Here is a 23,034-nt window from a genome sequence, read left to right as displayed (position 1 = left end):
AGACCGAGAGTTGCTAGGCAAGGGCTTTTAAGCCATTGAAACGGACCGCACCCGGTGGGTACACTGGATGCGGTCCGATTGTTTTATTTGGAGGGCGAGGCGCGCATGGCGCAATCTCAGAACAGCACGGTCGATCTGGCAACGCCGGCAACCTGCCTGATGGGTCTTACCAGTCACGGTAACGTAATGGTGGGCAATAAGGCGTTTGAGTACTATAACGAGCGCAATCCCGAGGACTTTATTCAGATCCCGTGGGACGAGATCGACTATATCGCCGCCGAGGTTTTGCGCGGCACCAAGAAGATCACGCGTTTTGCGATCTTTACCAAAGAGAACGGCCACTTTACGTTTTCGACGCGCAATGACAAGGAAACGCTACGCGCGGTGCGTAAGTACATTGACGAGGACAAGCTCGTTCGTTCGCCCGATTTTATCGACGTGACCGCTAAAGGCGCCAAGAGCATCCCCTCCGTCATCAAAAACCTCTTCCACAAAGGCAACTAGTCGCTGGGTAGTCGTCTGCGACGTTCTTAAACGACTAGTCATTAAAGAACGTCGCAGATGACTATCTCGAAGAGCGGCTATGCGCTGCATGGTAGTGGCGCAAATCTGCTACACTAATACAACATGCCTCCGTAGCTCAGGGGATAGAGCACCGCTCTCCTAAAGCGGGTGTCGACGGTTCGAATCCGCCCGGGGGCACCAGAGGAATATCGAGCCCGGTACCGCAGCGGTGCCGGGCTCTTCTGGTCTAAGGGCAGGATTCGGACCGTCGACACCCGCGTCACCAATTTCCCGGCGGGGGGAGTTTTCGAATCCGCCCGGGGGCACCAGAGGAATATCGAGCCCGGTACCGCAGCGGTGCCGGGCTCTTCTGGTCTAAGGGCAGGATTCGGACCGTCGACACCCGCGTCACCAATTTCCCGGCGGGGGGGGGAAGTTTTCGAATCCGCCCGGGGGCACCAGAGGAATATCGAGCCCGGTACCGCAGCGGTGCCGGGCTCTTCTGATTCAATGCCATGTCAAAAATGAAGCGCCCGCTTGCTGGGGGAGCAAGCGGGCGCCTGTGAGCGAATATGTTTGCGGCGAGAGCCGTAATGAGCGGTTGGGTGGCGACTAGTTGGTCGTACCGGAATCGTCGCCCGTGCTCGTGCCCGAACCCGAACCCGAGCCAGAAAGTGCAACCGTCAGCGTAATCGTGCTGTCGGTGGACTGCTTGCCGGTGGGGGAGACGCCGGTAACGGTGGCATCCTCGTTACCGCTCACGGGATTGCCGTTCTGGTCACAGAAGCCAATGTTATAGAAACCGGCGTTGTTGAGCGCGGTGACGGCGGCGGAAATGCTCTTGCCGTACAGGTTGCCCGGGACGGTGGCCTTGCCGGACTTCTTGGCAATGACGACGGTAATCGTGGCACCGGGCTTCTGCTTGCCGCTGGGGTTCCAGCTGATCACGGTGCCCTCGGTAACCGAGTCGTTCTCCTGGTAGCTCACGTCGACGCCAAAGCCTGCCATATCGAGGGCGTTGCGCGCCTGGGCCTCGGTCATGTCGGTCAGGTCGGGGACGGACGTGGTATCCGGGCCGCTCGAGACCTTGTACGAGATGGTCGTGCCCTTCTCGACTTCCTTACCGGCTTCGGTGCCCTGCTCAAAGACCTGGCCCTCATCGGCCTCGTTGGCCTCCTCGGTGGCGTTGCCCTTTAGGCCAACGCTTGCCAGTGCCGCCTCTGCTTGGTCCTTGGTTAGACCGACAAGCAGGGGAACCTCAACCTTCTCGGAGGGCTTGGGGCCCTTGGAGATCACCAGGTTCACCTTGGTGCCTTTGGGCTTCTTGGTGTTTCCGTTGGGGGTCTGCTCGGCAACCTTGCCCTCGTCGACATCGTCGTTATAGCTCTGGTCGATGGTGCCGACCTCAAGGCCTTCCTCCTTGATCAGCTCGACGGCAGTCTGCTGGTCCTTGCCCAGCACGTCGGGCACGGTGACCTGTTCGTCGCCAAAGAGTCCTGTGGCAAAGGCCACCACGATGCCGATGACGGCAACAGCTGCCACCACGGCGGCGATGATCTTGTTTTTGTTGGACTTGGGCTTTTCGACCTCGTAGGAGCCGGTGGAGCCCGAAACCGAGCTACGGGCGGTATTCTGGCCGCTCACGCCCGAGACGGGACGCACCATGGCGCGCGTCTGATCGGAAAGCTCGCGAGTCTTGGTGGCGCCAAGCTCACCGGGGGCACCGATGATGCGCGTGGGCTCCGAGATGTTGACGGCACGACCGGACAGGTAGCTGTTGAGCACCTGACGCAGCTCGTCGGCGGTCTGGAAGCGGTTTGCCGGGTCCTTCTCCATGCACTTAAGGATGATGCGCTCAAGGTCGGCATCGACACCGGAGTTGATCTGGCTCGGCGGAATAGGCAGCTCGTTGACCTGCTTGAGTGCGACCGAGATAGCGTCGTCACCGTCAAAGGGAACGCGGCCGGTGGCGCACTCATACATCACGACGCCCAGCGAGTAGATATCCGAGGTGGGGCCGAGGTCCTGACCGCGGGTCTGCTCGGGGCTGACGTAGTGGGCGGTTCCCAGCACGTTGTTGTCTTGCGTGAGGTGGCTGTTCTTGGCGCGCGCGATGCCAAAGTCCATGACCTTGATGTTGCCGTCGGGCAGCACCATGATGTTCTGCGGCTTGATGTCGCGGTGGATGATCTCGTGCTTGTGGGCGACCGAGAGTGCAGAGCTGATCTGCGATCCGATCTGGGCGACCTTCTTGGGGTCGAGGGCACCGTGGCTCTTGATTCCGCTCTTAAGGTCGGTACCGCGCAGGTACTCCATGACGATGTAATAGGTGTCGCCGTCCTTGCCCCAATCGTAGACGCCCACGATATAGGGGGAGGAGAGACCGGCTGCTGCCTGGGCCTCCTGCTTAAAGCGTGCGGCGAAGGTTGCGTCGCCAGCATACTGCGGCAGCATGATCTTGACGGCTACCGTGCGGTCGAGGACCTGGTCCTGTGCACGGTAGACGGTCGCCATACCGCCTGTCCCCACCTTATCCTTGAGGAGGTATCTTCCCCCGAGGACCCTCTGTTCCATTCCTGCTCCTAACATAACTATTCGCTCAACGATGTGTGTAGTACCTACGATGTGGCCGCTGGGGCCGTGTGGCGCGTTGCCGCTAACTCTTCGGCCGCGGTGCGCCTCGGGTGTCCGATTCGATCATGGGCATCACGCTCCCTGTGCGGCGAGCGCCGCGGTCAGGACGATGCCGGCAATCTTGGCCGCCTTGACGTCGTGTTTGTCGTAATCCTCCAAGGCCACCGAGATGGCGACCGTGGGTGAATCGTAAGGTGCAAAGCCAACGAACATCGAGTTGACGTTGGTGCCGCCGATCTCTGCCGAACCGGTCTTGCCGGCAACCTTGACGCCGGGGACCTGGGCATCGGCGCCGGTACCGGACTGGACGACGGCGAGCATGGCCTGCTTGACCTGGTCGGCCGTGGCAGAGCTGACAGCCTGGCCCAGCGAGCGGGACTGCGTGGTCTTAACCACGGTTCCGTCTGGGGCGAGTACCTGGGCTACAAAGTACGGGTCCATGACCACGCCACTGTTAGCGATGGCGGCGGCAATCACGGCGTTTTGCATGACGGTGGTCTGCGGGCCGGGCGTGTGGTCCATGCCGACAGGCTGGCCGGCGCCGGCCCAGGCGGTCTCCCACTCGGTCATGAGCGACGGGTCGGCCATGATGGAGGCCGTGGAGGTCAGGTCCTGGCCGAGCTCTTGGCCGTAGCCAAAGGCGTTGGTAAACTGCACGAGCGTGTTTGCACCAACTTCGTTTGCCACCTGGCCAAAGACGACGTTGGAGGACACGGCAAAGGCCTGCTGCAGGCTGATGGTGCCGTAGCTCTCGTTGGCATAGTTGATGACCGGTGCGTTGCCGATGTCCATGGAGCCGGGCGCCTGGTAGGTGCTGGTAAGGCTGGCGGTACCGGTCTCGAGTGCTGCGGAAAGCGTAACGACCTTAAACGTGGAGCCCGGCGTGTACAGCGCGTCCATGGCGCGATTGTACATGGAGCCGTCCTCGCCGCCGCCCGCCTGCAGCAGGGCGTCGATGTTGGTGTTGTCGTAGGTGGGCGAGCTGGCACATGCGAGTACCGCGCCGGTACGCGGGTCGATGACCACTACAGCGCCCTTAAAGCCCTTGAGTGCCTGCTCGGCAGCTGTCTGGATACGCGAGTCGATGGTGAGCTTGGCGGTGTTGCCCGGCTGGGTCTGGCCCGCGAGCGACGCGATGGCGTTGTTCCAGCTGGAGTAATCCTTGGAGCCGGTGAGCGTGTCGTTCATGACACTCTCGATGGCGGTGGTGCCAAACTGCTGGCTCACGTAGCCAACCACGTGCGCTGCCAGGTTGCCGTTGGGGTAGGAGCGTACGTAGGTGCCGTCCTCCTGCTGCAGCGACTCGGCCAGCGTCACGCCGTCGGACGTGATGATGGAGCCGCGCTGGATGTACTTGGAGCGGGCGATGGTGTGGTTGTTGGTCGGCATATCCTGATAGTCCTTGGCCTTGATGACCTGGACATAGGTGAGGTTGCCGATAAGGATGGCAAACAGCGCCGTAAAGGCTAGCACCGCACGGGTTAGACGGTTGGCGAGCGCAACGCGGCCGAGCACACCGGATTCAGGCGTGTCGAGCAGGCGACGACGCATGCGCGAGCCGACGGAATGGCTGCCACTGCCGTAGGAAGACGAGGTGGCAAAGCGCGTGCCCGTCGGGGCGGCGGCAGATGCGACCTGATCATCGGTGATGGCGGCCATGGTGCCGGTGCCGGTAAGCTCGGCCTCGCGTCCGGTTGCCTCGTCACCGGCGCGCAGCAGAAGCGCGACGATGATAAAGCTCGCCAGCAGCGAGGAGCCGCCCTGGCTCATAAAAGGCAGGGTGACGCCGGTCAGCGGGATCAGGCGGGTTACGCCGCCAACGATCAAGAAGGCCTGGAAGCTGATGGCGGCCGTAAGGCCCGTGGCACTAAAGGCTGCGAGGTCGGATTTAGCGCGGGCAGCCGTGGTGAGGCCACGCACGGCAAAGAGCATAAACAGGATGAGCACGGCGCCGCCGCCCAAAAGGCCCATCTCCTCGCCGATAGCCGAGAAGATAAAGTCGGACTCGACGACGGGGATGTTGTTGGCCATGCCGTTGCCGATGCCAACACCGACCAGACCGCCATCGGCAAGCGAGAAGAGCGACTGGACGATCTGGTAGCCCTGGCCCTGGGCGTCCTTAAACGGATCGACCCAAACCTGGAAACGCACCTGAACGTGCGACAGGAACTTGTAGGCGCCCACGGCTCCAACGGCTAAGAGCGCAAGGCCGATAACGACATACGAAAAGCGCCCTGTGGCAACGTAGAGCATCAGCAAGAAGATGGTGTAGAACAGCACGGCCGAACCCAGGTCGCGTTCGAAGACGACGACGAGCAGGCACACACCCCACACGGCAAACAGCGGCAGCAGCAGTCGCAGGCGAGGGATCTTAAAGCCCAGGATCTTGCGGTTGGAGATGGAGAGCAGCTCGCGGTTCTCGGCCAAGTAGCCGGCCAGGAACAGCACGATAAAGACCTTGGCGAACTCGCCGGGCTGGATGGTAAAGCCCGCGATGCGAATCCACAGCTTGGAGCCCGAGATCGTGGTGCCGATAAAGATGGGCAGCATCAGCAGAATGATGCCGATAATGCCAAAGGTGTACTTGTAACGCATGACCACGTCGAGGTTTTTGACCAGTGCAAGCGTTCCCACCATGAGCGCCACCGAGACAAACAGGATGATGAGCTGTGAGATGGCGAGAGCGGGGGCGAGGCGTGTCACGAACGTGATGCCGATGCCCGAAAGTATAAATACGATGGGCAGGATGGCGGGGTCGGCGCCAGGCGCCAAGATGCGCACGGCGATATGTGCTGCGGCGAAGGCGGCGAAGAGGCCGATCGGTACGGCGAGCGTCTCAAAGGAGATGGCAGCGCCCGCGGTGAGGACGTACATCGCATACAGCAGGATGACGGGGAACGCCGAGGCGATGAGCAAGAGCAGTTCGGTGTTGCGGCGACTCATAAGCGGCACTCCCTTTCTAATTCTTATCGGAGGCTTCGGCCTCGGCGGACTGTTCGGCGGTTTTCTCGGAATCTGATTCGGAGGTCGATCCCTGGTCGGTGTTGTCGCGAATCGTTTGCGCGTCGATCACCTGGCGGGTCTGCTCCTCGTCGATCTGGTGGCGGTACTTGGATATCGTGTCCTGCGCATCGTCGACACTTGTTTGCGGAATGCCCGCCTTGAGGCGGTTTTGCGTGTCTTCGGGCAGGTCGGACAGCTTGATACTGGTTTCGCTTTCGAGCCAGTGGAGCTTGAGTCCGAGTGGCTTGCCGGGCAGGCCGCGCCAGACGGCGACATTGCCCTGGTAGGTACCCAGGTAGTACGAGCCGGTGACACCCGTGTAGGCCCAGATGGCAGCCGCCAGCACCAAGACGAGACCTAAGACGACGCCGATGGTGACGTTGCGGCGACGCACGCGTTGCGCCTCGCGCATAACGCCATCGTCAACCAGGTCAACGACTACTACGGTCACGTTGTCGTGGCCGCCGGCGGCAAGCGCCGCGTCCACTAGGTTGTCGACGCAGATTTGCGCGGTTGAGGACTGCGTGGCGATGTTCTCGATATCGCTATCGGGAATCATGCTCGAAAGGCCGTCAGAGCACAGGATCAGGCGGTCGCCTTCCTCGATATGCAGAGTGAAGTGGTCGGCATACATGGCGGGGTCTGAGCCCAGCGCACGGGTGATGACCGAACGGTTGGGGTGGACGCGAGCCTCGTCTGCCGTTATCTCGCCGGCGTCCACGAGCTCCTCCACGTAGGAGTGGTCGCGGGTCACGCGGATGAGCGTGCCCTCGTGGAGCAGGTAGGCGCGAGAGTCGCCCACGTGGGCGATGGCGAGCGTGTCGTTTTCGATATAGGCGCAAGTGGCTGTGCAGCCCATGCCGGGCTTGCCTAGGCCGTTCAGGGCGGCCTCGATTACGGCGGCGTTGGCTGCCTCGACGGCTGCGGCCAGGCGTGCTGCGTCGGCGGACTGCGGGGCCGTCTTGGCAATAGTCTCGACGGCGATGGAAGAGGCTACCTCGCCGGCGGCGTGACCGCCCATGCCGTCGCATACGCAAAAGAGCGGCGACTGCACCAGGTAGGAATCCTCATTGTGCGGGCGCACACAGCCAACGTCGGAGCGGGCACCCCACATGAGTTGCGTGGTGGTGCCGGCATCATAGGTCGAGTCGGTCTCGATGCGCTCCTCGGTCAGGGGCTCAAAGCTCATGGTCGAGCCGGGGTCTTTGAGCTTGGCTTCAACGGCGGCTACGTCGATCTCGGCTGTGTCACCGGGAGAGACGGTGTCGGTCTCGGCGTTTGATTCGGAATCGCCGGTGTCCGAGGAGCCCGACTCCTCGGACACGCGGGCGGTCGACTCGTCGTCTTGCGGGCTGACGTCTATAGGCTCGGGTGTCGCAAAGTGCGACGGCGCGGGCGTGCTTTGCGACTGGGCGGCGGGCTCGGCCACGGCATCGGACTCGCTTGCGGGCGCAGGCTGCGGGGTCTTGGGCGCAGGGCCGTCCTCGGGGGATGGCCCTGCCTCGGGCGCCGGCGTAGACGCGGGCGCAACCTCGGATGACGGGGCTATGGGAAACGCCGGCGCGGCGGGCTCGGGTGCCGCAAACACCGCAGCGCTCTCGTTGATTGCCGCGGCGACGGGCTCTGCAAAGTGAGCTGGCGTCGGGGTTGCTTCTGGCGCTGTGGGCTGATCCGCAGCATGTGCGCCGATGGGCGCCGCTACGGCATTCTCTTCGTCCTCGTTATCGGCGAGATCCGAAATATCATGCGTTACATGCGAAAGAGGCAGGGAGAACACGGTGTCCTCGGGTTCCACGGGTGCGGAGCCCGCCGGAGCGGCGTGGGCCGGTGCAGCTGTGGCGGCAGCCGGTGCCTCGGTCATAGTTGTGGACTTGTTCTCCTCGTCGATCATCGACGGTTCACCTTCATGACCACATCGCCAATCTGGACTTCGTCGCCCTCGCGCAGCGTGGCAGGCTCCACAAGCTGGCGGCCGTTGACGAGCGTGCCGTTAAGCGAGTTGAGGTCCTCGATGATGAGCGCCGGGCCCTGCAGCGAAAAGCGCGCATGCGAGGCCGAGACGAACGGTTCGTTGATGCAGATGTCCGAAGATGGCGAGCGACCGACGATGACGGGGCCGAGCATGTCTACGTGGATGCCACGGATGCCGCGCGGGCCCTTGTCCACATCGATCGTCCAGATAGCCGAGTCGCGGCGCTGTCCGCGCACAAGTCCCACGCCGGTCTTCATGACGGCGAACAGGAAGATATAGAGCAGGGCGACCAGGACGATGCGGCCTGCAAAAAGGACGATATCGATGTTCATAAGCGACTATCCCCTAAATTCAAAGGTGCTCAGGCCAAACGTCAGCAGATCGCCGTTGCGCAGCGGGCAGCGCGTAATGCGGCGGTTGTTGACGAGCGTGCCGTTGGTGGAATTGAGGTCCTCGATCGACCAATCCGAGCCCGTAAAGGTGAGCTGGGCGTGGCGGCGCGACACGTTGGGGTCGCGCAGGGCAATATCGGAAACTGAGCGCTCGCGACCGATAGTCACCTGTGCGGAGGTGATGCTATGGCTCTCGCCGCTCACGACGTCGACGAGCTGGGCGAGCGGGCGCTGCGGGGCGCGAGTGCTCGCCATGTTGGAGGCGATGCCGGCTGCGGTGCCTAGGCCCACGGCGGCACCGGTCGCGGCGGCTCCGCCCATGCCGGCAAGCGCGTCGCGCGAGACGGTCTGCGGCACCGGGATAGGAGCGGCGGGGTCGGGGACGCTAGGCGCGAAGGGATCTGCTACGGCAAGCGGGTCGGGAGCGGCGGCGCGAGGCGTCGGCTGCTGCTGGGGCATGGCGGCGGGGCGCTGCTGCTGCGGGGCAGCAAACTGCTGCTGGCCGGCGCGCGGGGCGCTGGCGGCACGGCTTGCGGCGGAGTTGTTCTGGCCCAGACCGTTTTGATAGGCGCGCTCTTCTTCGTACAGGCGGCCGAGCGTGGGGGCATCGACGTTCTCGGCAAAGACCGAGAACTTGCCGGCACGCAGCTGCGGATCGATCATAAAGCGCACGAGGGGCTCGCCGACAAAGACATAGCGGCGCTTTTCGGCCTGCGCCTTCACGAACTCGCGGACCTCGCGCGAAAGCTCGGGGTAGAACGGGGCGAGCATGGGATCGTCGTCGGCGGCGATAAGGATGGTATAGAGTGCCGGCGCCGTGTTGACGCCGTTGATCACCAGAGTCTGATCCTCCATGTCGCGAGCGGCCTGCTTGGCAAGCTTCTTAAAGGAGAACGGGGCACGGGTGGCACCGAAGATGCCGGCCACGTGGTCCTCGAAGATGTTCAGGAAGTTCACGAAAGATCACTCTCCGTATAGGTTCTTTGGTATCCGAGCAAATATAGGCATATCCCAACGATTATAGAGGATAGGGTTCCCGCAACCGCCGCCTTGGCGACGACCGCGGCTGCAAGGCTGGCAATTTCCATATGGTGTGCAAGACAGGACGCCGCTGCGCAGCCGATGCCGGTGACAGCGATGGCGGCGATTGCGGCAAGGTTTGAGCCCTGATCGGCACGCTTGGCATGGGCATTGAGCAGCGCAGATGACGCCGCGGCAGTTGCCGCTACCAGCACAAAGGCAGCCCAAAGGAGTGGGTCTCCCAGCGCCGCGGCAACGTTACCGAGCCCCAGCACGCCTCCGGCTGAAAGCGCGACCGTGGCCAGACGGGCAAAAAGTGCGCCCATGCCCGTTGCCGCGGCGGCGTTTGCCGGGCCGAGCCAAAATGACGCGACGCCGGCGGTGACCCCAGCTGCCAGGAAGGTATTGCCGGTCAGACAGCCAAGCACGAGTGCACAGGTGAGTGCGGCGCTCGCGGCAGCCTCGGTGCGACCCCAGGCGATCCACCAACCGGACATGGCGGCGGCAAAGATCACCGCGACGGGCAACATCGACAGGATGCCCTGCGCCTGCATGGTGGCGTTTGCCATGAGCACCAAAAAGCCCACGGCCGAGATGGCCGAGCCAATCTGGGGGGCCAGGCCGGCCGCCGCTCCGATCGCGATAGCCGCAATGACCAGGCCGGGAAGCGCCGCGACCCCAGCCGTTTGCATCAGCAAAAAGCTAAAGGTGCCGCACGCTAGCGCCGAGATAGCGCGCATGGTGTAGTCGCGCGCATGGCTCCAGCGCGTGCCCGCCCAGCCGAGTGCGGGGTCGACCTCGATGGCGTCGTCCTCGTAGTACGACGGCTCGATATCGTCGAGCTCCTGCTCGTCATCCGAAAGCTCGCCAACCATTTGCTCCAAGCTGCGACGGCCCTCGCGTACGCTGCCCAGACCGGCAAGGAGCTGGTCGCAAAATGCCTCGATGCTGCTGGGGCGGTCCTGCGGCATGGGGGAGAGCGCGCTCATGAGCGCGCTCTCGGCTCCCGGGGGAAAGTGTGGTATCAGCTCGCTGGGATAGGTGGCGCCGCCGATGATACGGTCGAGCGAGTCGGCGGGCGTGGCCGCCATAAAGGGAGCGCTGCCGCACAAGCCCTCATAGATAACGCAGGCAAGGGCAAAGACATCAGCGCGTTCGTCGACCGTGCCGGTCTCGATATCGAGCTGCTCGGGCGGCATGTAGCCGATGGTGCCGCCGCGCGAGCCGCCAAAGCCACCGGCGGACGACAGCCGCGCCATGCCAAAGTCGGTGAGCTTTACATTGCCCGAGTGGTCGATGAGCACGTTGGCGGGCTTAATGTCTAGGTGGAGTACGCCATTACTATGGGCGAAGGTGAGCGCCTGGCCCAGGGCATCGGCAATGGCCGCGGCCTCGTCAAAGGTAAGTGAGTGGCCGTCCACGCGATGCAAAAACTCGGCTAGCGACATGCCATCGACATATTCCATAACCAGGTAGGCATAGGCGGTGTCGTGCGTAAAGTCGATAACCTGCACGATATTGGGATGTTGAAGCATAGCGGCAGTGTGCGCCTCGCGCAGGACATCCATGATGTCGCTGGCGGGCATGCCGGAACCGTTGATAAGGGGGATGCGCTTAATGGCGACGCGGCGGCGCAGGTGCGTGTCGCGGCAGATCTCGATGGAGCCAAAACCGCCGGTCGCAAGCGTCTCGAGCGGCTGGTACCGCTTGAGCAGCTCGCGAGAGCTGGTGCCCTCCAAAGGAACGTCCGGCGAGAACCGGGCGGTATGTTGCGAGAAAAGCGGCATGGCCAACCCTCGTGCGTTTAAAGTTCGTTTGCGAGCGGCGGGCGCGGGGCAAGCCGTTCGCGGTGGCATAGATGCTGCTAGTGTAGCACGCTCGGGCAGATGGCGAGGAAACGGGGATGAGGTGGCCCGATCGGTTCGGGTCGTTTCGGCTCGTTCGGAAAGTGGGGGACCGGTTTTCAACCAAATAATGGGATGCGCTTTCCAAAGGGGCAGCTTGCGGAAGCTGCATCCCAGAATAATGGCCTGGAACGGGACGGACTTTCCGAACCGGCGCTCAAAAGGAAACCGCATCCCATTTTGGAGCGGGGACTGCGGACAAAAGCTGGACCGTGATCTGGCTCGGATTGGAGTTCGCCTGAATCGTTGATGCTGGCTGGTGTGGGAACAGAGATAAACGAGCGGCTCGAGCGATATAATGACACGCTATGGAGGCCATATGCTTTTTTCCCGCCGTTCTGCTACATCTGCCTGCGCCATTGCGCTTGTCGTAATGGCGGTCACCCCTTATCACCGGTTTTCATCTTCAATCGGCCTGGCGTCAGGTGCAATGACCTGGCTCGTTATCCTGGGCGCATGCCTCGCCGCGTTTGTTCATGGTGCTGCGCTATGCAAGGGGGGAATGAGACGGCCGAGGCATCTCGGTGCTATCGGTGTTTTCCTTGGTGTTATTGCAACGGTTCCCGAGTGGGTTGACTTGGCCTTCTATGCTCGCGGAGATTCTATTCCATTCGTGTTTGCACCGATCTGGCTGTTGCATGGCGTTTCGTGCGTCTCGTGCTTTGCTGGGGCGTTGCTCCTCTCATATGTTATTTGGGACACGGCGGGCTCTCCTTTGACGCAGGGGGCGACGCCGACCGACGAAAGAGAGAATCGTCGCCTGCAGAACGCGATTTTTACAGAAACAATAGCCGTCCTGTCTTGCCTGCTGTTTTGCTGTCGAGTTTCATGGAGAATTGTCCCCGAGCCATGGGGGATACCCTCTGTTTCGGCCGCATCAATTGGCCTTGCGCTTTTAATTCCGTTGGTCTATCTCGCATTGGCTGTGGCCCCGCTGTTTCGCTGCTCCCGCGCCTTTGGTCGGGGGCAGAGCGACGTGTTTGCCCGTTCTGTGCTCGTGGCAGTCCCTATTGGCCTTGTTCCGGCTGTTGAGGCGGCATACTTCGCAAGCGATGCCGCGATCATTGCATTGCTTGCGATGGGGTCTGCTATCGCCGCTGCCTTCGTATGCATGTTACTAAGGAGAAAACGGGACAACAATTCGGATATCGCCCACGCGTCTGACCCATTCGATGCGGAGGCGTTTTCCCCTGCCCTGTCGCCTAGAGAAGAGCAGTTTGTTCGACTGCTGCTCAAAGGGAAAACGCCGGCGGAAATTGCCAAGGAGACGGATACGAAGCCATCGACGGTGCGAACAACGCTTCACCGAGCATACGGGAAGGCGTCAGTTGCGGGCTCACGCGAGCTCGTGGCGTTGTTTGCGGGTGAGGGTGATACTGTAGGGCCTGAGCTGCCGCAGCGGCATGCTGACGATATGTTGGCATCAGCTCGAACGCGCCGGCTGTTTCGATACCTGCTCACATTATTTTTTATCCTCCTTGCGGCTGGACCGTTGGTAATGGCGGATAGCGATTGGGGATCCGGTGTTTCGTGGGCTGTCGCTTTTTCTCTCTCAAGCTATGCATTGGGTCTCGGACTGCTTCTGTCGCTACGCTACGCGGGTGGAAAACCGAATCGTGAAGCTGCGCTGGATAGAGCAGGTGAGGCGATTGAGCTCGGAGGTCCGTGCATGTGGGCGATACTGTCTGCTGCGGAATGGTCTTTTATCTATATCTCGACATGGAGGTGCATACGCGTTCCGTTGATGGCTGTGCCGGTCCTGTTTTGCGGCGTGGCGTCTACAGCTTCGCTCGCTGTTGGGCTGCGTCCGTTTAAGGTGCATGCCCGTGCTCGGGCTATCGTGCCATTGGTGTCAATAGGTGTCGCTGCTTCAATCTATGCGGCCAGTAGGGGGCGAATTCATGGGTTCGTGGTGCTGGCGGGGATGCTGCTCACATATGTAGTGCTGCGAAGCTGTCCGCAGCGCAAAATGCTTGGGGTATGGATGCTTTGCTTTGGGGCGACGGCTCCTGTCTGGGTCGTCTTGCTCAACATGGCGCAGGATCTGATGGTTTTCGAGCCGCTGTTCCTTGCGTCGCTGTTGGGGTATAGTTCGGCTGTCAATGTCGTCGTGGCAACGGTGGTCGTCTGCTGGTCTGTGCCCATGTTCGTCACGCACATCGCGCTCGCCCACTCGGTTGAGAACGAGAGGGCCGTCTTGGAGTACCGTGCGAATGGGTTCACCGAAACGGCTCGCGTGCGCCAGCTGGCTTTGCTTACATCGCGCTCCCTTTCTGATGTTCAGTCGCAAATTTTGCTGATGACGGCAGAGGGCGCAACGACAAAGACCATTGCGGAGGACGTAGGTTATGCTGCATCTACGGTGCAAGCGTTGCGATCCGCATCTTATCGCCAGTTGAAGATCAAGAACAAAGCGGAGCTTATTTCATTGTTATCGCAGGTGGATAACGTGTAAACGCCTGGATTATCAACTCAATAGCGAGTGTTTACAGACATCTTTCTCCATTCATGCAAAGGTTGCCGTGCGTCGACGCATTGTTAACCGCTTTTGATTGGAGAAGGTCATGATTAAGTTAAAGAACGCCATTGGCCGCATCGGAGTGAGCCTTGCGATTATTGCGGGGCTTTCCCTGGGGGCTCCTATCGTATCGTTTGCTCAGGAGGAGTTTGACACTTCTCAGGTTTCAAGCGTTACGCAGAATGCCGACAGCGGAATAGCGACTTGTGTTAACAACGCGGATACGGGATTTAGTTTCCAATGTTCCGGGACAAGCGCGACGGGCTATCGCCGGAAAGACAATTCTTCCTCGCTCTATATCAACATCTTGGGGTATTCGGGCAAGCCACTTCGTTTGTATGTGGATGGAGCTTACAACACAAACGGTAGCGGTGGCGCAAATTGCACCGAGGGCGTATATCGTTCCAACCATTATGGAAAGTGGGAGATGTACAACCAGGTTCGCGAGAGCGGGCGTTCAGCGGCTCGTCTGACGGCTTGGGCTGAGTCTGGCTATGGCACCGTTAATGGAGTCTGGAGTCCTGATTGCGTTGGGCGCTTCTCGAAGTTGCCGGCGTAGTTTGAATGGATACCCGCCCGGGCCAGCGGGCCTGGGCGGGAAGGAGGATTCATGATTAACAATAAGGGAGTCCTGCGGCACGAGCTGCACAAGACGTTCCGCTGCCCGCTGTTTGCTGCCTCCCTCGTCATGGGCGTTTTGATCGCGTTGGCGGCTGCTGTTGAGTCGTGGTGTTACCTGAATCAAGAGCGGAATAATCTACTCTCTTTCGGTTATGGGCTTGGCCTGCAAGCGCAGCACTATCTTGGACAAACGCGCGAGAGTAGTTTCGGCAACTGGATAGTCGTGAGCGCAAATGCGCCACTATCGGCGACTATTTTTTTCTACATCTTGCCGCTGCTCGCTCTCTTGGCGGGATCCTGGTCATGTCTGGCTGAGCGGTTGAACGGTTACGACGCCCAACTATGTACGCGCGTGTCGAGGAGGCTTTATATCAACGTGAAGCTCATCTCGTCATTCCTCTCGGCATTTGTTGTAACTGCCGTACCGCTCGCCGTTAATTTTCTCATCGTATCGATGTTGTTTCCCGCGTATATGCCCCGGGTCGATGAAACGACATACGTTGGCCTTTACTTGCACAGCTATTTTTCTCTTCTTTTTTATACTCAGCCCTTGCTCTACGTATTGGTTTATACGCTGTTCGATGCAGTGACGCTGGGGGTTTTATCCATGGCCGTGACCGGTCTGTCGGTTGTGTTTCGCAGCAGAGTCAAGGCTGTGATCGTTCCGTATCTACTCATGGTTGCGTGGCACTTTGTTAATGACTGGATTTTTAGCGTCTTGCAGTGTATTGGATTCAACTGCAACATTCTCAACAGCATTAGATCGGAATCGCTCAATAACTGGCCCGACATTCGAGCGGGGATTGTAGAGATCGTAGCCCTGCTTATTGTTTCGCTGTTTTTTGCGAAGGTGTTGGAGAGGCGCGAGGTGATTTGATGTTGTTTCGATTGCTCGCGGCGGATTTGAGAACCGTATTGAAGAGGAATGCTGTTGCTTTTATTGCAATGGCGGTCATGTCGATTGCGAACTTGGTCTATGCGTATGGACTGTCCGTGATATATGGTACTAAAACGGAAATATTGGGGTTTGCAGATAATTTCGCGCTGGTTTTTGCCGGGTCGACTCCGTTTGAGTTTAGGCCGGGGGCCATGTTCGTTCCTCCACTTGGCTGGCTGTTTCTCACCCTGCTCATTCTCTATACAACCCTCGATTATTCAGTCGAATCATTGCGGGGGTTCGGCTTGCAGACGCTTGTCCGGTGCCGTACGAGGTGGCTGTGGTGGGTGTCGCGGTTTGTTTTGGTTACGGTGGTAACGACAATCTCACTGCTCGTGGTGGTCTGCTCTGTTGTGCTTTGGAGTTTGGCAACGGGCGCCTCTTTTAGCACGGTTATACATAGCGAGTCGCTTCAACTTGTAAGCTTAGGCAAGGATTTTCTTACATCGAGCGAAGCGGATGGACTGCCGTTTTTCGCGGGTCTATTTCTTGCTTTTGAATCGCTTGCCTTTATGCAGCTTGCAGTTGGATTTGCATTTGGGCCATCGGTCGCGTTTGTGACGCTCGTGAGTTATTTGATTTGCTCGGCATATACAAGTCATTGCGCGTTGTTGGGAAACGCATTGATGCTTCTGCGCTGGGACGGAATGGTGAAAGGGGGCGTCTCGGTGGCTTCGAGTGCGCTGGTCTCACTTGCGATCATGGCGGCTTGTTTATTGATGGGCGGATTTTGGTTTTGGCGAGCCGATTTTATAGAAAGGAAGGGCACGGTATGGCTGTAAACGTTAAAAACGTATCGAAGCGAATCGGTAAAATTGACGTTTTGCGCAATGTGTCTATCGAGATAAATCCGGGCACCGTTGTCGGGCTTCAGGGCATTAACGGCTCGGGCAAAACCATGCTCATGCGAGCGGTTTGTGGACTAATTAAGCCAACTAAAGGCGAGATTATTATCGATGGACAAAGGCTTGGAATGGATATTTCGTTTCCGCCAAGTCTGGGAATGCTGATCGAAGCGCCTTCTTTTATGGGCTACCTATCCGGCTATGACAACTTGGAGCTCATCGCCAAGATCAAAGGTGTTGCTGCCGATGAGGATATCCGTTCTGCTCTGCGACTTGTGGGGCTTGATGCTGACGAGAAGAAGAAGTTCCGGACTTACTCGCTCGGCATGAAACAACGTCTGGGGATAGCTGCGGCAATTATGGAAAAGCCGAAGCTGCTTGTTCTCGATGAGCCAACGAATGCCCTCGATGAAGCGGGCGTTGAAATGCTCAAGCGCGTCGTCTCGCTGGCAGCTTCAGCGGGCCGTGAGGTTCTTTTGTCTAGCCATGACGGGGAAGTGCTCGCGGAACTTGCCGATAGGGTTTATTGCATGCGCGATGGCGCCATCGCCGAAGTGCGGGAAAGGCTGTGAGTGAGATGGAATCGGCTCTTTTGACGAGGAGATCCGCGCTCGCGCTCTGCGGTTGCGCTGTAATTGGTGCGGTTGGTGCAAGGATAAGCGCTGTTAACGCCAATAGAACGGTGATTCCTGAGAAGTATTATCCTGCGGGGAAATGGCTTTCGATGGACGGTGCATACTTTGGTTCGAAGGACAGCCCAACTTCGGGATATTCATTCTGCGTGGATGATGCGGCGTTGATGACGCCACGGGAATATCTTAGACGGTCTCATGACGACTATTCAAAATACGGAGACGTGAATGTTGAGACGAGCCTGAAGGACGCTAATTGTAAGTGCGTCATTGCGGTTAAAATGCGCGTGCGGAACAGGGATAACGAAGACGGTGGAATCAAAACGTACCTTTGGCATCTTGTGCCAGAGTCTTCTCCAAATTACGACTTTGTGGTCAATACGGATTTAATTTGTCAGGCGATGCCGGTTTTAGGCGGGTCTCCAGCATTTGCCGTGCAGGTGGGGGCAGAAAACGAGTTGCTCGTCCCATTTATGATGCAAAACACCAACGACTATTTCGAAGATTACGAAACCGTCCGTTTTGAGAAAGCATTTCCCGGGACTTACACGATGAAGATGACCGATCTGCCGGAGCGAAGGCTCTTAAGGTTTGAAGTGAAATAGCTCGAGAGTTAGGCAAAACGGGTCCATCGGCAGTACGCGCGCCCGATTTCAGGCGCCCCGACCCGGAATCGGGCGCGAGACGAGGCACCTTCGGTGTCGGCCAGCCTAGCGCCTCTTCTTGCTCTTCTTCTGCTTGCGCTGCTTGCCCTTGTCGCCCTGGGGTTTGTCGGCCTTGTCGCCCTGCTTGGCCTCGGCGGCAGCCTTCTCGGCCTTCATTTTCTTCTTCTTGGTCTCGATGCGGAGTTTTTTGTTGATGCGCGCCTTAAGGAAGGCGCCAAACTGCTCGGCATCGCCGCGAACAAAGGTGTCCTTGGGGATCGTCACGCCCTGGTCGGCGAACATGGCCACAAAGATGCGCTCGCCGTCGAGTACGTGGTCGAGCTTCTCAAACGGGAAGAACTGCGACTTGCCGCTCTTGCCCCAGACCATCAGGCCGTCTTCGTTGGCGGCGACGCGGCGATAGCGGCCGCCCATGGACTCGTCGGCCTCGACGGCATCGATAAAGTCGCGGGCGAGCGTGTGGTGCAGGTTTTTGCTCCACCAGGCCAAAAAGGTGCCGAACACGATCAGGACGACGCCAAACTTGATCCAGTTGCCGCCGGCCACCAGCATGCCAACGCCCAGCAGCGCGGCAATTGCCGCGGCGACATACAGCGAGCCGCGACGCCTGGGCGAGGCGACCAGACGGGCGAAGTCGGTGACGAGGTCGTTTTCGTACTGGTACTCGTTGAGGTACAGGATGCCGTCATCGGCTGCTGCCTGCTCCTCGAGCGCGACCTCGATCTGGTCGGCTGCTTCGGAGGGAACGAGGTTACTCTCTGCGTCTGCCATGCTCTTTGGACTCCTATCGCGGCGGGCTCGCCGTACGGGTTATTATGAATGCAGTATGCCGTGCGACCGCATGGCCGTCGCGGCAACAAGACTCAGTATACCCGGGGGAGCACCCATGGAATCGTTGTACCGAAAGTATCGCCCGCTCACCTTCGACTCCGTGGTGGGCCAGCAGCATATCGTCTCGACGCTCGAGCACGCCATCACCGAGGGGCGCCTGTCCCACGCCTACCTGTTCTGCGGTCCGCGCGGCACGGGCAAGACCACTATGGCGCGTATTCTGGCCAAGGCGCTGCTCTGCCGCAATGCCGAGACGGCGCGCGCCGAGGGTGCGAGCGGCTGCATGCCCGACGGCACCTGCGAGGAGTGCGAGCTCATCGCCGAGGGCAACCATCCGGACGTCTACGAGCTCGATGCCGCAAGCCGCACGGGCGTGGACAACGTGCGCGAGGAGATCATCAACTCCGTCAACTTTGCCCCGGTGCGCGGCAAGTACAAGATCTATATCATCGACGAGGTCCACATGCTCACGACGGCGGCGTTTAACGCGCTGCTCAAGACGCTCGAGGAGCCGCCGGCACACGTGATCTTTGTGCTGTGCACTACCGACCCGCAAAAGATTCTGGAGACCATCCTCTCGCGCTGCCAGCGTTTCGATTTCCATCGCATCGGCAACGAGGATATTGAGCATCGCCTGGCATACGTGTGCGAGCGGGAGGGCTTCGATTACGACGATGAGGCGCTGGCTATCGTGGCGCGCCATGCCAAGGGCGGCATGCGCGACGCGTTGTCCACGCTGGAGCAGCTGAGCGTCTTCGGCAACGGCACCGTGCATGCGGACGATGCCCGCTCGCTTTTGGGCGAAGTTTCGGACCAGATTCTGGGCGAGTTTTCCCGCGCCATTGCCGATCGCAACGTTGCCGAGCTCTATGGACTGATTCGTGCGCAGGTCGAGGAGGGCAATGACCTGCTGGAGCTGACGCGCGACCTGGTGGCGCATGTGCGCGACGTGTACGTGGCGTGCGTTGCCGGTGCTCGTGCCGAGCTGTTTGAGGGCGGCTCCGAGCAGGCCGAGACGCTTGCTGCTGAGGCTGCTGCCTTTGGCGGGCATCCGGCCGACCGCCTGGCCCGCGTGCTGACGGTGCTCGACGATGCTGCGCTGGAGATGAGGGGCGCGAGCGACGTACGCCTGGTGCTCGAGATCGCCTGCACGCGTCTGGCACGTCCCGAGGCTGATTTAACGATTGAGGCATTGGCCGAGCGCATGGCGCGTTTGGAGGCCATGGTTGCCAATGCAGCGGTACCGGCGAGCGTGGCTGCTGCTCAGGCCGCCGCGCCTGCAGCATCCGTACCCGCTGCTGCCCAGCAGCCGACGCTCATTTCGGGCGTCCGTGCTGCCGCTCCGGCGGCATCCGCTGCCCCCGCTGGTACGTCCGCGCGCCAGGGCGGTATGCCTTGGGACCGTGGTGCTGCCGCTCCGGCGGCTCAGCCTGCGCCCGTGTCAGCTTCCAAGCCTGCAGCGCCTGCACCTCAGTCTGCGCCGGCTCCGATGCCTCAGCCCGTTGCGGCCCCCGCGCCTGCCACCGCTCCGGCACCTAAGCCCCAGTCCAACAATGCCGCCCAGGTTGCCGCCGCCGGTACTGCCGAGACGCCCGCGGTCGAGGATGCCGGAGAGCTGCAGCGCAAATGGGCCGAGGTTGTCGAGCGTGTCAAGGCGCGTCAGGCTTCCTACGCAGGGCTTTTGCTCAACGCTCGCGCCACGGCCGACGACGGCTCCAAGCTCACGGTCTCGTTCCCCGCGGGTTCGACTTTTGCCATCAAGATGCTCGGTCGCGCCGATACGCAGTCGGTGGTCCTGCCGACGGTCTGCGCGGTCTTCGGTCGTCGTACCGTCGACTATGTCCTGGATGGGGGTGGCACGCCGGCTCCTCAACATGAGGAGCATTCTCCATCTGCACGGGCTGCGGCATCTGCGGACCCGCAACCCGTGTCCTCGGCGGCCCCTGCATCCTCGAGCGCCAGCGCAACGCAGCCAAAAGCAGCACCGGTAGCGGCACCGACCCCGTCGGCGCCTAAGCCCGTCACGGCCAAACCGGCTGCTCCGACACCCGCGCCCAAGCCCGCCTCGCCCGCGCCCAAGTCATCCGACCTGGGCAAGGCCCCCTGGCTGCGCTCGGACAATCCCGCCGGCGCTCCTGCCACGGGCAAGCTCCCGACCGAGCCTGCGCCCCGCGCTCCCGAGCGCGCGTCCGCTCCCAAGGCTCAGCCGTCCGTGCCGTCTGCACCGTGGGAATCCGAGCAGGTACCCTACGACGACGCCATGGTTGGCGGTTTTGCCGCCGACACGGGCGGGGACGATCTGCCCCCGTTCGACGTGCCGGGTGCGGCGTCCGCGCCCAAGTCCGCTGCAACTGCCCCCAAAGAGGAGGGCGCTCCTGCAGCTCCCTGGGAGTCCAACCCCGGCGCCGGCAGCCCCTTCGGCCATCAGGGCGCAGCCCCGAGCATCCCGCAGACCGAGGACGAGGCCAAAGCCCTCATCCGCAGCGTCTTCGGCCAGTCCACCATCTTCAAGCCGGTGGAGTAGCTGCGCAGGCGGGTATACTGCTCAAGAAGAGAACCCCTTGCCCGGGCGCATCTGTATTTCGGACATGTGTAGCGTGGTGCCGCGCATCTCGCATTCGAGCAGGCAGGTACGCGACGGTCGTCCTAGGGTGCTGAGGTCGACACGATACGTCGCACGACTGTCTGTGTACTCGACTTGCATGTCGTTGGCAACTGCTCCGATTGTCAAAAAAGAGCCTGGCTCGGCATCAACAATCTTGGAATCTTTTATCTTGACCTTGAGCTCTTGGTAAAGGGACGGGCTGTTGTAGTAAACGGTCCGGGTCCCGTCGGTGCACTCATCGGTCGCTTCCCATTTGACGACGGGCTGGTTCGAGCTGGCTATCAGCAGTTCTGCTCCAAAGGCTATAGCATGGGTGATGACAACCAGTAATGCCCAGCCGACAAAGAGATAGAGAACCACATATGCAACGGGGTGTTTTGAGCGGATGTCTTGGAGCGCGTCGGGGGCATTCATGGGGGCACCTCCAAATTGCTGTCTGTGACAATCAAATTATACCCTGCCATCATGAGCGCCGCCTCGAGCAGCGGTTCGGCATTTAGCCATTTAGTGGTACGCAGAAAATGTCGGATTCCGGCTCTACAAGATTTAGCTTTCAATAATATGCAGATGCGAATTATTCAACTTCGCATAATCTTTGGGTGCGGCTTGCACTCCAGGACATGTATATCGACTGAGGGAACACGTCCGCCCCGCTCGCTGGCCCCGCGCCGTGGTACGATTTTTGAGTTTGAAAGTCCCGCCGTGCTCCGGCTGCCCTTGCAGCTCGGCGTGCGGCCGCACGTAAAGGAGCCATCATGGCCGGTATGAACATGCAGCAGATGATGAAGCAGGCTCGCAAGATGCAGGAGCAGCTTGCCGCCGCGCAGGAAAACCTTAAGTCCCAGACCGTCGACGCCTCTGCCGGTGGCGGCATGGTCAAGGTGACCGTTAACGGCGAGATGGAGCTCGTCAACCTCACCATCGATCCCGATGCCCTCGATCCCGAGGACGTCGATATGCTGCAGGATATGATCATGGCTGCCGTCAACGAGGCCGTTCGCGGCGTCAACGAGCTCGCCAACAAGCAGATGGGCGCCATCACCGGCGGTCTCAACATCCCGGGCATGCCGTTCTAAGACGCGCATATATATGAGTGCCAACCATAGCCTGCAAAAATTGCTCGATGAGCTGGGTCGCCTGCCGGGCATTGGCCCCAAGTCGGCTCAGCGCATCGCCTATTACCTGCTCGAGGCCGATGCCGAGGAGGCGCGTCGCCTGGCCGAGGCCATCCTGGAGGTTAAGCAGGAGGTTCACTTTTGCAGCCGCTGCTTTAACTACGCCACGGCCGACGAGTGCTCCATCTGCCAGGATTCGATGCGCGATACCACTCGCATTTGCGTGGTGGGCGAGCCGCGCGATGTCCAGGCGATAGAGCGCACGGGCAGCTACCATGGTCTCTACCACGTATTGGGCGGCGTGATCAGTCCCATGGACAAGATCGGCCCCGAGCAGCTGCACATTCGTGAGCTGCTGGCACGCTTGGGCCACGAGGACATCCACGAGGTCATCATCGCCACCAACCCCAATATTGAGGGCGAGACCACGGCGAGCTACCTGGCCCGCACTATCAAGCCGCTGGGCGTCGAGGTGTCGCGTCTGGCAAGCGGCCTTCCCGTGGGCGGCGACCTGGAGTATGCCGACGAGCTTACGCTTGGGCGCGCCATTGAGGCCCGTCGCACGATTTAGGTGGCGAGCCTGCTCCTGCCGTATGTTATCCTCGCGACGCACGGGGTAGCCATAATTTCCCCGTGCGACTGTAAGTTTGTTGTGCAACAAAGATGCTTTGTATCCGCTTATCGCATGGATGCTTTCATTCGCATCCTTAATTTGCCCATTCGTTTCGCAACCTTTTGGGTTCGCTGATACACTCAAATATGGATTCGAATGAATGCGCCGCTCCCGAGCGGCGTGTTTTTGTTCAAGACTTTAGTCTGCTGGCCGCGCAGCGGCC

18 protein-coding genes and 1 tRNA gene are annotated in these 23,034 nt (G+C 60.4%); 11 read left to right on the top strand and 8 right to left on the bottom strand.

Going from position 1 to position 23,034, the window contains the following annotated elements:
* Nucleotides 1–105 precede the first annotated feature (105 nt).
* Nucleotides 106–504 carry a DUF956 family protein gene (locus tag DXB98_RS01500; RefSeq protein ID WP_117735463.1) on the top strand — a complete coding sequence of 133 codons (399 nt, stop codon included), beginning with the start codon at nucleotides 106–108 and terminating at the stop codon, nucleotides 502–504.
* Nucleotides 505–629: 125 nt separating this feature from the next.
* A tRNA-Arg gene (locus tag DXB98_RS01495) sits at nucleotides 630–705 on the top strand.
* Between the two features lie 411 nt (nucleotides 706–1,116).
* Here the strand turns inward: DXB98_RS01495 and pknB are convergent.
* The 6 genes from pknB to DXB98_RS01460 all read right to left on the bottom strand — a co-directional run bounded on the left by pknB (nucleotide 1,117) and on the right by DXB98_RS01460 (nucleotide 11,312).
* On the bottom strand, nucleotides 1,117–3,078 hold the full coding sequence (gene pknB / locus DXB98_RS01485; RefSeq protein WP_199407090.1) for a Stk1 family PASTA domain-containing Ser/Thr kinase: 1,962 nt from the start codon (nucleotides 3,076–3,078) through the stop codon (nucleotides 1,117–1,119).
* A gap of 132 nt (nucleotides 3,079–3,210) precedes the next feature.
* The gene (locus tag DXB98_RS01480; protein WP_117735398.1) at nucleotides 3,211–6,081 is read right to left on the bottom strand and encodes an FtsW/RodA/SpoVE family cell cycle protein; all 2,871 of its coding nucleotides are present in this window, start codon (nucleotides 6,079–6,081) and stop codon (nucleotides 3,211–3,213) included.
* A 16-nt stretch (nucleotides 6,082–6,097) separates the two neighbouring features.
* Nucleotides 6,098–8,032, bottom strand: a complete 1,935-nt coding sequence (locus tag DXB98_RS01475) for a Stp1/IreP family PP2C-type Ser/Thr phosphatase (RefSeq protein ID WP_117735399.1) — start codon at nucleotides 8,030–8,032, stop codon at nucleotides 6,098–6,100.
* Complete coding sequence (locus tag DXB98_RS01470; protein ID WP_006235180.1) at nucleotides 8,029–8,445, bottom strand: FHA domain-containing protein; 417 nt, start codon at nucleotides 8,443–8,445, stop codon at nucleotides 8,029–8,031. The genes DXB98_RS01475 and DXB98_RS01470 overlap by 4 nt, the downstream gene beginning before the upstream one ends.
* A 6-nt stretch (nucleotides 8,446–8,451) precedes the next feature.
* Complete coding sequence (locus tag DXB98_RS01465; protein ID WP_117735400.1) at nucleotides 8,452–9,462, bottom strand: FhaA domain-containing protein; 1,011 nt, start codon at nucleotides 9,460–9,462, stop codon at nucleotides 8,452–8,454.
* On the bottom strand, nucleotides 9,459–11,312 hold the full coding sequence (locus tag DXB98_RS01460; RefSeq protein WP_117793949.1) for a serine/threonine-protein kinase: 1,854 nt from the start codon (nucleotides 11,310–11,312) through the stop codon (nucleotides 9,459–9,461). The genes DXB98_RS01465 and DXB98_RS01460 overlap by 4 nt, the downstream gene beginning before the upstream one ends.
* A gap of 436 nt (nucleotides 11,313–11,748) precedes the next feature.
* On the opposite strand from DXB98_RS01460, the gene DXB98_RS01455 reads away from it, so the two are divergent.
* From DXB98_RS01455 to DXB98_RS01430, 6 genes are all read left to right on the top strand, one after another.
* Nucleotides 11,749–13,884 (top strand): LuxR C-terminal-related transcriptional regulator, encoded by a 2,136-nt coding sequence (locus DXB98_RS01455; protein ID WP_158553120.1) that lies wholly within the window; start codon nucleotides 11,749–11,751, stop codon nucleotides 13,882–13,884.
* A 109-nt stretch (nucleotides 13,885–13,993) separates the two neighbouring features.
* On the top strand, nucleotides 13,994–14,506 hold the full coding sequence (locus DXB98_RS01450; RefSeq protein ID WP_117742892.1) for a hypothetical protein: 513 nt from the start codon (nucleotides 13,994–13,996) through the stop codon (nucleotides 14,504–14,506).
* 51 nt (nucleotides 14,507–14,557) lie between these two features.
* Nucleotides 14,558–15,445 carry an ABC transporter permease subunit gene (locus tag DXB98_RS01445; RefSeq protein WP_117742891.1) on the top strand — a complete coding sequence of 296 codons (888 nt, stop codon included), beginning with the start codon at nucleotides 14,558–14,560 and terminating at the stop codon, nucleotides 15,443–15,445.
* Nucleotides 15,445–16,287, top strand: coding sequence for a hypothetical protein (locus tag DXB98_RS01440; protein ID WP_117742890.1), 843 nt, complete (start codon nucleotides 15,445–15,447; stop codon nucleotides 16,285–16,287). Before DXB98_RS01445 ends, DXB98_RS01440 begins: the two co-directional genes overlap by 1 nt.
* On the top strand, nucleotides 16,278–16,922 hold the full coding sequence (locus tag DXB98_RS01435) for an ABC transporter ATP-binding protein (protein ID WP_117742889.1): 645 nt from the start codon (nucleotides 16,278–16,280) through the stop codon (nucleotides 16,920–16,922). The genes DXB98_RS01440 and DXB98_RS01435 overlap by 10 nt, the downstream gene beginning before the upstream one ends.
* A gap of 5 nt (nucleotides 16,923–16,927) precedes the next feature.
* Nucleotides 16,928–17,587, top strand: coding sequence for a DUF5028 domain-containing protein (locus DXB98_RS01430; protein ID WP_117742888.1), 660 nt, complete (start codon nucleotides 16,928–16,930; stop codon nucleotides 17,585–17,587).
* 105 nt (nucleotides 17,588–17,692) lie between these two features.
* Here DXB98_RS01430 and DXB98_RS10130 read toward each other — a convergent pair whose 3' ends face one another.
* Entirely contained in the window at nucleotides 17,693–18,418 is a 726-nt protein-coding gene (locus DXB98_RS10130; RefSeq protein ID WP_158553119.1) for a hypothetical protein, read from the bottom strand.
* A gap of 115 nt (nucleotides 18,419–18,533) precedes the next feature.
* Here DXB98_RS10130 and dnaX point away from each other — a divergent pair, with 115 nt between their 5' ends.
* Nucleotides 18,534–21,002, top strand: a complete 2,469-nt coding sequence (gene dnaX / locus DXB98_RS01420) for a DNA polymerase III subunit gamma/tau (RefSeq protein WP_158553118.1) — start codon at nucleotides 18,534–18,536, stop codon at nucleotides 21,000–21,002.
* A gap of 21 nt (nucleotides 21,003–21,023) precedes the next feature.
* On the opposite strand, the gene DXB98_RS01415 is transcribed toward dnaX, so the two are convergent.
* The gene (locus tag DXB98_RS01415; protein WP_117742885.1) at nucleotides 21,024–21,497 is read right to left on the bottom strand and encodes a hypothetical protein; all 474 of its coding nucleotides are present in this window, start codon (nucleotides 21,495–21,497) and stop codon (nucleotides 21,024–21,026) included.
* A 341-nt stretch (nucleotides 21,498–21,838) separates the two neighbouring features.
* Here DXB98_RS01415 and DXB98_RS01410 point away from each other — a divergent pair, with 341 nt between their 5' ends.
* Together DXB98_RS01410 and recR are read left to right on the top strand one after the other, a co-directional pair.
* The gene (locus tag DXB98_RS01410) at nucleotides 21,839–22,159 is read left to right on the top strand and encodes a YbaB/EbfC family nucleoid-associated protein (protein WP_006235174.1); all 321 of its coding nucleotides are present in this window, start codon (nucleotides 21,839–21,841) and stop codon (nucleotides 22,157–22,159) included.
* Between the two features lie 13 nt (nucleotides 22,160–22,172).
* On the top strand, nucleotides 22,173–22,769 hold the full coding sequence (gene recR, locus DXB98_RS01405) for a recombination mediator RecR (protein ID WP_089573257.1): 597 nt from the start codon (nucleotides 22,173–22,175) through the stop codon (nucleotides 22,767–22,769).
* Nucleotides 22,770–23,034: the final 265 nt, after the last annotated feature.

The organism is Collinsella sp. OM07-12 (assembly GCF_003438275.1).
Taxonomy (GTDB): domain Bacteria; phylum Actinomycetota; class Coriobacteriia; order Coriobacteriales; family Coriobacteriaceae; genus Collinsella.
The sequence above is the reverse complement of the archived record's forward strand: the minus strand, read 5'-3'. Positions and strand labels throughout refer to the sequence as shown.